The organism is Methanophagales archaeon, assembly GCA_021159465.1.
GTDB lineage: Archaea > Halobacteriota > Syntropharchaeia > Alkanophagales > Methanospirareceae > G60ANME1.
Genome location: JAGGRR010000103.1, coordinates 1 through 8,894, shown reverse-complemented (window position 1 = coordinate 8,894; position 8,894 = coordinate 1). Strand labels below are relative to the sequence as shown.

Genomic DNA, 8,894 nt, shown 5'->3' with positions numbered 1-8,894 from the left:
AGCAGCGGTATATCATGCCCTTATCTCTTTAAAGAAGCGAAAACGATAAGCGATAATGAAAACGAAAGTGAAAACGAAAGCGTTACGGATGTAACAGTAACAGGTGAAGAAGCAGTACTAAATGGAAGCGGGGGCAGGATCTGGTATGTGGGCAAGGGGGACGCTGATTTTGCTGATATACAGGATGCGATTGATAATGCTTCTCCGGGTGATACCATTATTGTTAAGCCGGGTACATATATCGAGAATTTGGTTGTGAACGTGGCAAATTTGACAATCCGGTCTGAGAGTGGATATGGGAGTACAATTGTTCAGGCAGCACGTGACTACGAACATGTATTCTATGTTGCTGCGGATGATGTGGATATAATGGGCTTTACGATAAAAGGTGCTACTAACATATACGCACACAGGTTCAGAACCGCCGGGATATACATCGTCAGTGCCCGCTCCAACATTTCTGACAACTATATCACAGGCAATAATAATGGCATTGTAGTGAGTGTGGGCTCTTACGCGCGAATAGTCAGGAATCACATAGCGGGGAATACAGCCTGTGGCATCATGCTGCAGATCGCCAATAACTGTGAAGTTATGGATAATGTAATCAGTGCAAACAAATTCGGTATCCAGCTCTGGGGCAGCAGCAATTGCGAACTCCTGAATAATGTCATTGAATCAAACAACCTCGGGCTCTATCTGCTTTGTACCAACACAGACAAGATCGTGAATAATACGATCTATATGAGCACCAATTACAGTATCTACCTGAGCCAATCGTGGAATAACAGGATTTATCACAATAATTTCATTATCAGTGGAACTGGTGTTGGTGTCAATGCCCGGGACGACAGGTGGGATGCAAATTACTGGTCTCATCCTATTCTCCTTGAGGGTAACTACTGGTCTGATTACACTGGCATTGACAATGGTAATGGCACAGGCAAGCATGCGATATCAGGGGACGGCATCGGTGATACAAGGATACCGCATTATTATGATTACTACCCGTTCATGAAGAAGAACGGCTGGGTATATCTGCTGGAGAATAAGGAAGTTACATTTGAGAATGCCACCGGTACCGGGATAATATCCCTCTGTATTGATAAGGGCTACTTTGTTCAGGCAATGAGTGAATCTCCACCACCATCTGATATTATCTTTCCGCATGGACTCTTCAACTTCACCATCTCAGGCTTTTCGCCTGGCGATAGCCTAACGGTGACAATCAAACTCCCGCTGTGTCTGCCTGCGAACTCGCAATTCTGGATATTCAGTTCCCAAAATAAATGGTTTGAGATACCCATGGGCGATAATGATGGTGATAATTTAGTGACAATTGAACTCATAGATGGTGGCGTGGGAGACGAAGATGGAATAAAGAATGGGATAATCATCACTCGTGGCGGTCCTGTGATACTGCCAGACCTCACGCTCAATTCCTCTGATATATCCTTCATACCAGCAGGGGCAGGAGCAGGAACTGAGTCCATAAAAGTAAATATAAACGCAACTGTGCATAATACAGGAGGAGCAGAAGCAAATAACTTCTCGGTCACTTTCTTTAATGACAGTTCTATCATTGGTATTACCACGTTATCGGTAAACGCGAATTCAACCAGCGTTGCTGCCATTAACTGGGTTGCAACACCGGGCAACCATAGCATCAGAGTTGTTCTGGACTCCGGGAATGTCATCAGGGAATCAAATGAATCGAATAACGCGGCGGGTATAGCAATAACAGTGGAGGGAAAGCCCGATTTGCGGCCTGTTGAGCTCGCATCCACACCAGAAGAGCCTATTGTTGGAAGTGGTACTACAATCCATGCGGTTATCAATAATGATGGCTGGATTGGTGCAGATGATTTCTCCGTGTCGTTCTTCGTTGACCATCATCTCATAGAAACCAGGAGCAATATCTCGGTCGCAGCACTCTCCTATCGTACTATCAATATAACGTGGAAACCGGATGCAGCAGGAGAGCATAACATTCGCGTGTTCGCCGATTCTTCTAATAAAATAGCGGAGTCGAACGAGAGCAATAACAACCTGAGTACGAGGATAAGAGTGAAGGAGAAGGAAGAAAAGAGGATAATTAGAGCAGGAAGCGGTGGCGGCGGTGGTGCATCCAGGGATACCGATGGCGATGGATACTCAGATATAGCAGAGATACTCGCGGGAACGGACTGGCGCGACCCTACTGATTATCCTGGCGCAACCACGCCTTTACCCGTCTCAACACCCACTGTTATACCTGCACCCACACCCACAGTTACGCCAGTGCCAGCACCTGCCATAACCCCGACACCAGTGCCGTCCACATCCACACCCACACCAAGGGCAGTAGGATTTGAATATTTGCTTGCACTTGTAGCTATTCTTCTTGTGGTATTGGTATTTGTTGTGAAGACAAGATTGAGAGAATAGGGTAGGGGCAGGGTGATGCAGGAGATACTGAAGCGAGTCGCAACTGGTGAGCTAAGCATAGAGGCGGCATCGAGGGCACTGAACTTGAAAGGCATAAGAGCAGTGGGGGACTTTGCCAGAGTAGATACCGATAGAGCACACAGAACGGGTATTCCAGAGATAATCCTCGCCGAGGGTAAGAGGAGTGATGAAGTGATTGAAATTGCCATTACACTCGCGAGAGAGCATGGTTTCGCATTGATAAGCCGGGTGCTGGATGATAACGTTGCTGAGGATATAGCGACGCGATTAGGAAAAGAAGGTTTTGTAGTTGACCATAACGGGTTAGCGAAGACGATTCTGGTGAAGAAAGCGGACTATGAGTCTTCCAAGCATAAATTTGGCAGAATAGGTCTTATCGCGGCTGGTACTGCTGATATCCCGATTGCGGAGGAGGCAAGAATGGTTGCTGAAGCTTGTGGTTGCGAAGTGCTGAAAGCGTATGATGTAGGCATTGCGGGCATACACAGGTTGACGGAGCCACTTGAGCAGTTTATGGAGGTAAATGTAGCAGCGATAATCGTGGTTGCTGGTATGGATGGTGCATTACCTTCGGTGGTGGCGAGCCTTGTGGATGTGCCTGTGATAGGAGTACCAACATCTGTTGGCTATGGTCTTGGTGGTAAGGGTGTTGCTGCGCTTCTATCCATGCTACAGAGCTGCTCGCCCGGATTGGCGGTGGTAAATATAGACAATGGCGTAGGTGCTGCGATCATAGCGGCAAAATGCGTGAGAAGCATAAACAGAAACAGAAACAGAAGAAGAGAAGATTAGATTAGAGACATTTGTATAGCTCCTTTTTGTAACCACGAGATTACACGGATTTTCACAATTTACAATAATTATAACTTCTTATGTCAATCTTGTGGTTTTTTATGTAGCTATATAATACGATTAGAGGGTTATTGTGCATTATATAACTATAATCCGTACCCCGTCCTTCGTCTTCACGCTCAATCTCCCCCGTGCAGGTGTCAATCTTAATGGTTCGTACGTAATTACCGCTCGTATCCTCTGCAACCACCCTTATACCTTCCTGCCTCAGCTTCTCCTTTACCATTTCCACGTTCTTTTCCTGCTGTCAGACTTCATTTATAGCTGTTTTTCAGCTCTGACGCTTTCTCCATCACTCCCGTCTGTGTCCATTGCTCCTCTCTGTACAACTGCAACTATTTCCAGCGAATGTTCAATATTTATTCCAAATGTTTAGGATATCTTCAAAGGATAGCGAAGAAAGTGCACAAGATATTGAAAAAGTGGATTCATTGTTTCTGAAGTGTATAACTGTATATGATAAGGATAGGGTGAAGGCCGGGGCTGGGATTCGAACCCAGGTCTTGGGATCCACAGTCCCAAGGGATACCTCTACCACACCCCGGCTATCAATGATACTTAATAGTAATACAATAACAATATCATATTTATTTAAGGATGTTGAAGAAGATAGGTAATGTGGAATTGGGTTATCCTCATGCACCGGTTATAGCAGCAGTGCTGAAGCGGCTCTCAATAGATGCTGCAGCACGTGCAGAGGCGAGTGGTGCAGCGATAATAGAGCTTAGAATAGACCTTTTAGAGCCTGAAGAGCGGAGTATAGAGAAAGTGAAGGAGTTTCTTACGAGCTTAAATATGTCTGTGATCATAACAAACAGGAGAAGAGAAGAGGGCGGTTCTTTCACAGGCACCGAAGATGAACGGATTGAGATTCTTCGCAGTATAATGGCTACTGAGATGGTGGATGCCGTTGACATCGAGTTTCTTGCAGATGGCAGAGACGAGATAATAGAGGAAGCAAAGAAGCACCATATCCCTGTTATTCTATCGTTCCACGATTTCTCCGGTATGCCCGCCCCTGCCGAGATCCTGGAGCTTATTGATGCCATGTATAACGCAGGCGGGAGCATTGCAAAGATCGCTGTCACACCAGGAACACCATATGATACTTTAAACCTGCTTCAATTAACACATCAGGTGTCGAGCGATGGTCATGGTCAGCTATTGATTACTATCGGAATGGGGGACTGGGGAAGGCATTTGCGTGTAATAGCACCTTTATATGGCTCAGTCCTGACTTATGGGTTTATAGAAGACGAGGCTGTAGCTCCCGGACAATTCAGCGTCCATGAGCTGAGAGACATGCTGGACAAACTAAAACCTCTTCGTCAGTGATGTTATTGATTCTATATTCCTGATACCCCGAACGCACAATATCTTGCCTATCCTATCTCTGTACCGGTTCTCCACTTTCACACCCTCGCGCTCCAGACTTGCCGTTAATCGCTTGTTCAGCTTCTTTCCCGCTCTGTCATAGTCCGTGAGTATCGTAACGCGCCTGTACCTGCTCATCAAGTAGTCCACGAAACCCGCATAGCTGAATCCTACTGAATACATCGCTATCTCCTTCGTCACACCCAGCTCCTCCAGTGCTTCCTTATCTCGCACTCCCTCCACAACTATCGCATCTACAAAATCGTCCATCTCCTGTACCACACTGCACAGCTCAACATAAGCTTCATAGTCCCTTGCTCGTTCTGCTCTGTTCATTGAGACAAGACACAAAACACAAGACAAAATTTATTTTATTTCAATGATTAAAAATCTATGGATGTGAGATGATGGAGAATTGGAACGTATTGGTGGTGGCGGAGAGGAACATGGAGAAGGAGTTACTGGAGGAACTGAGCGAGGATGGCGATTTTGAACCCTCTGGATTCAGAGATGTATTGATAGGGAACGTGAATGACATAGTGGAGTTCCTGGAGGATGCAGAGGGCAAGAAGTATGCACATCTGAGCAGGGTGATACCCATTGACGATACGTTCTTTGTCTCTCCCGATAATTTAATAGAGACATTGAAGAGGAGAATAGAGCGATATATAGATGAATTTGATCCTGGTGACACCTTTGGATTCCGTGTAGAGAGGCGCGGGATGAAGGATAAGGTGTCCAGCCAGGCTGTGGAAAGAGAGGTCGGCGGGTACTTCTACGACCTCCTGGAGAAGATATACGGTCGTAAGCCGAAGGTAAATCTTAAGAATCCTGATAAGCTTATAGCAATTGAGATTGTGGGTAACAGGTGTGGATTTGGATTCATAACAAAAGAGATGAGGAACAAGTACAGGGTGATAAGGATAAAATAAGAGAATAAAAGTAATAAGGAATGTGGAAATGGACATAGTATTTCACGACGAACTCTTAGTTAGGGGGAAGCGTTTCAGGACGGTGTATATATTGGATAAATTACCTGATTTACAAGATACAATTGCATTCCTGATGGATATGTGGCTTTCCAACGTGGATAGAATGCCAGAGGTACTTCCGATAATGGAGGCGTTTTTGAGTCAGGATAGGCGATTTGTGCATATCGCTGCTGATATGAGGCGATATCGTGAGACTGTCCTCAGTCGTGGAGTCCCGTTCACCATGATAGAGGCGAGAGCGATATTAAGCAAATTCAGGAAATGGCAAAATGAAATCGAGAGGGCGATGATGAACGATGGATGAAGATGAACATAAGTGTAAGCCGAAGTTATCGCTATCTGAACTGGCGGTAGGTAGAGGTGGAGAACCTCGGACCGCTCTCCCTCCGAAAGGTGTCTCCAGAATTTACTATTACAGACGATAGTGAAGTTGCGTGAGCAGTCAGGAGTCAAAGCACTCAAACGAAAAGGAGGCATCCCGGTCGAGGATACACATGCTATTGATGATGTGGTGAATATCAAGCAAGGAGACAGTTTCCAGGTGACTTTACAGGTGCCGGCTAAAACCGCTAGGAGCCGGTGCGTTTGAATATACCCTCAGTTTTTCTCCTGATTTCGGTAAGAGCTGGCAGTGGGCAGGAAAACCCGGTGAGAATCGTCAGATAAAAGTTACCTGAGAGAGTAAGAAAGAGACAAAAAATGCGGCTTTTATATAGGATATACTCAAAAGATTCAGATGAGAAGATGAAGCGGGAATTCGTACCACGGCTGATATCATGGAATATGACCTTCCGGTGTAATCTCCACTGTCCACATTGCTACATAGATGCACGTGAGAGAGCAACGAGAGACGAATTGAGCACAGAAGAGGGGAAAAAGCTAATTGACCAGATCGTGGAAGTGAGCAAGCCTATCCTCATACTGAGTGGTGGTGAACCGTTACTCAGAGATGATGTCTTTGAGCTTGCACGGTATGCATCTAAGAAGGGTTTAATCGTTGCTATGGGTACCAATGGCACTTTGATTACCGATTCTGTTGCCGCTGAACTGAGAACAAGTGGGGTAAAAGCTGTTGCTATCAGTATTGATTCTGCTGTACCGGAGCGCCATGATGCGTTCAGAGGTTTAAATGGCGCCTGGAAACGGGCACTGGATGGTATCGCGGCATGTAAAGCGCATGGTATATCTGTCCAGGTGAACACTACGGTAACACAGCAGAACTATGATGAGATTGAGGATATAATGGCACTGGCGGAGAAGGAGGGTGCAAGTGCATTCCATCTCTTCTTCCTCGTACCCACGGGCAGGGGGGTTGAGATAAAGGATATATCACCAGAGATGTACGAGCGGATGATAGAGCGGGTGCTGGACATTATAGCAGATGCGAAGTACAAACTGGATGTCCGACCGGTATGCGCACCACAATTTATGCGAATCGCATCACAAAAAGGATTGGACGTGAGTAGATGGACTCGTGGCTGCATCGCTGGTCTATATTACTGCCGCATATATCCAACAGGAGAAATCACGCCGTGCCCCTATCTGCCTTTAAAACTGGGTAACATTCGCGATACGAGATTTAAAGATGTGTGGTTCAATTCACCGGTATTAAACGAGCTACGCGATTTCGACCGATTGGGTGGCAAGTGTGGTATATGTGAATATCGTACTATCTGTGGTGGATGTCGCGCACGAGCTTATGGCCTAACGGGTTTTGTGGACTTCTGTGGTGGTTTACACGAGCCAGAGGAGTCAAAAGGCGATTATTTAGCTGAAGAGCCATGGTGTCCATATATTCCATGAGGTGGAGGTGGTGATAAAACAATTGAAGCCGGAGCTGAAACTGGACAGGAAAGATAAGGAACTGTTACAATTGATGCAGGATGATTTCCCTTTAGAAAGCCATCCATACGCAGTATTGGCTAACAAACTCGGGCTAACAGAGGATGAGGTGTTTGCAAGGGTGAAGAGGCTCTACGCCGAGGGCGTCATTCGTAAACTGCGCACCATTCTCGATGCCCAGAAACTCGGTACCTGTTTCTCAACCCTGATAGCTATGAAAGTGCCCGAGGATAAGATGAATCATGTCGTTAGTATCGTTAATGAATATATGAGTGTAACACACAATTATCGTCGTGAACATGATTATAACCTCTGGTTCACCGTCACGGCATGTGGTGATAAGAACCTGCGAGCCACTGTGGAGGAGATAAAGAGGAGGGCAGGAATACCCGATTCTGATGTTCTTGATCTCCCTACCACTCGCGTATTCAAGATTGATGTCAGATTTAAATTCACAGACACAGACACAGATACAGATACAGGTGAAAAGGGGGGTGTTGCAGATAGTGGATGATATCGACCAGGCAATTCTACGTATAACGCAGGATGGGATACCACTGGATAAAGAGCCGTTCAAAGTGATTGCCGGCCAGATAGGGCTAACAGAGGAGGAGGTAATAGCCCGGTTGAAGAGGTTGAAAAGTACTGGAGTGATTAAGAGGCTTGGCATCTCTGTAAATCAGCGCAAGATAGGAATAGTGGCAAATGCGGTGGTGGCATGGAAGGTACCGGAACAGCTCGTGGAACGTATAGGGAATATACTATCCTCTTATAAGGAAGTGACTCACTGCTATGAACGGGTGGTCATCCCGGGTAAGTGGGAACACAACCTCTTTACGGTCGTTCATGGCTATAATCGGGAGTCAGTAGAGCGATTTGCGAATCGAATGTCTGATGTTATTGGGATCAAAGATTATATAATCATGTTCAGCAATGAACAGTTCAAGAGAACAAGTGTTAAGCATCCCTTATGATGGCAATGCATTTTTTTGATTTCGCACTGCAAGATGGGATTGGATGTACATAAAAAGCTGAGCTACTATTCGATTACTGTTCAGCTAAAAAGATGGGGTGCACCCCAATTGTTATTGCTGGAGTGAAGTGAGCTATCACTGTGGGAGATCAAGAGAATGTCCTCATAAGTGTGCTGATTAAAGGATGCAAAATTGAAGATTCGAATCGGGTACTTTCGCCTCGATTATATCTGATAATCAGGGATACCAACCTCCATCTTCTTCGGCAATACGAGCGCTTTTATCTCCCTTCCCGTTATAACAAAGCGCGAGCAAACCTCAAAAAGGTCTTTTAGGTATGCAATTTGTAATTTGTTATAGTCTTCCGCTCCTTTTCTTCGGTCATAGTCTCTCATAATTAACCTGATTGTAA

At 45.6% G+C, this 8,894-nt stretch carries 11 protein-coding genes and 1 tRNA gene; 8 read left to right on the top strand and 4 right to left on the bottom strand.

Features of this window, described 5'->3' with window-relative positions; translation table 11 throughout:
- Both J7J01_05210 and larB read left to right on the top strand, forming a co-directional pair.
- Positions 1–2,427 (top strand): right-handed parallel beta-helix repeat-containing protein (locus tag J7J01_05210; GenBank protein ID MCD6210278.1); only part of this gene is annotated, 2,427 nt, incomplete at its 5' end.
- A 15-nt stretch (positions 2,428–2,442) separates the two neighbouring features.
- Positions 2,443–3,240, top strand: coding sequence for a nickel pincer cofactor biosynthesis protein LarB (gene larB / locus J7J01_05205; GenBank protein MCD6210277.1), 798 nt, complete (start codon positions 2,443–2,445; stop codon positions 3,238–3,240).
- A gap of 52 nt (positions 3,241–3,292) precedes the next feature.
- Here the strand turns inward: larB and J7J01_05200 are convergent, their stop codons facing one another.
- Positions 3,293–3,526 carry a hypothetical protein gene (locus J7J01_05200; protein ID MCD6210276.1) on the bottom strand — a complete coding sequence of 78 codons (234 nt, stop codon included), beginning with the start codon at positions 3,524–3,526 and terminating at the stop codon, positions 3,293–3,295.
- A gap of 249 nt (positions 3,527–3,775) precedes the next feature.
- Positions 3,776–3,846: transfer RNA gene (locus J7J01_05195), tRNA-His, on the bottom strand.
- A gap of 51 nt (positions 3,847–3,897) precedes the next feature.
- On the opposite strand from J7J01_05195, the gene aroD reads away from it, so the two are divergent.
- Complete coding sequence (gene aroD / locus J7J01_05190; protein MCD6210275.1) at positions 3,898–4,635, top strand: type I 3-dehydroquinate dehydratase; 738 nt, start codon at positions 3,898–3,900, stop codon at positions 4,633–4,635.
- Here aroD and J7J01_05185 read toward each other — a convergent pair.
- Positions 4,615–5,010 (bottom strand): toprim domain-containing protein, encoded by a 396-nt coding sequence (locus J7J01_05185; protein ID MCD6210274.1) that lies wholly within the window; start codon positions 5,008–5,010, stop codon positions 4,615–4,617. The genes aroD and J7J01_05185 overlap by 21 nt on opposite strands.
- Before the next feature lie 68 nt (positions 5,011–5,078).
- Here J7J01_05185 and J7J01_05180 point away from each other — a divergent pair, with 68 nt between their 5' ends.
- The 5 genes from J7J01_05180 to J7J01_05160 all read left to right on the top strand — a co-directional run bounded on the left by J7J01_05180 (position 5,079) and on the right by J7J01_05160 (position 8,482).
- Positions 5,079–5,606 carry a THUMP domain-containing protein gene (locus tag J7J01_05180; protein ID MCD6210273.1) on the top strand — a complete coding sequence of 176 codons (528 nt, stop codon included), beginning with the start codon at positions 5,079–5,081 and terminating at the stop codon, positions 5,604–5,606.
- 28 nt (positions 5,607–5,634) lie between these two features.
- Entirely contained in the window at positions 5,635–5,970 is a 336-nt protein-coding gene (locus tag J7J01_05175) for a hypothetical protein (protein ID MCD6210272.1), read from the top strand.
- 440 nt (positions 5,971–6,410) lie between these two features.
- Positions 6,411–7,469, top strand: a complete 1,059-nt coding sequence (locus J7J01_05170; GenBank protein MCD6210271.1) for a radical SAM protein — start codon at positions 6,411–6,413, stop codon at positions 7,467–7,469.
- Between the two features lie 10 nt (positions 7,470–7,479).
- Positions 7,480–8,022, top strand: a complete 543-nt coding sequence (locus J7J01_05165; protein MCD6210270.1) for an AsnC family transcriptional regulator — start codon at positions 7,480–7,482, stop codon at positions 8,020–8,022.
- The gene (locus J7J01_05160) at positions 8,006–8,482 is read left to right on the top strand and encodes an AsnC family transcriptional regulator (protein ID MCD6210269.1); all 477 of its coding nucleotides are present in this window, start codon (positions 8,006–8,008) and stop codon (positions 8,480–8,482) included. The genes J7J01_05165 and J7J01_05160 overlap by 17 nt, the downstream gene beginning before the upstream one ends.
- A gap of 224 nt (positions 8,483–8,706) precedes the next feature.
- Here the strand turns inward: J7J01_05160 and J7J01_05155 are convergent.
- Positions 8,707–8,894 (bottom strand): hypothetical protein (locus J7J01_05155; GenBank protein ID MCD6210268.1); only part of this gene is annotated, 188 nt, incomplete at its 5' end.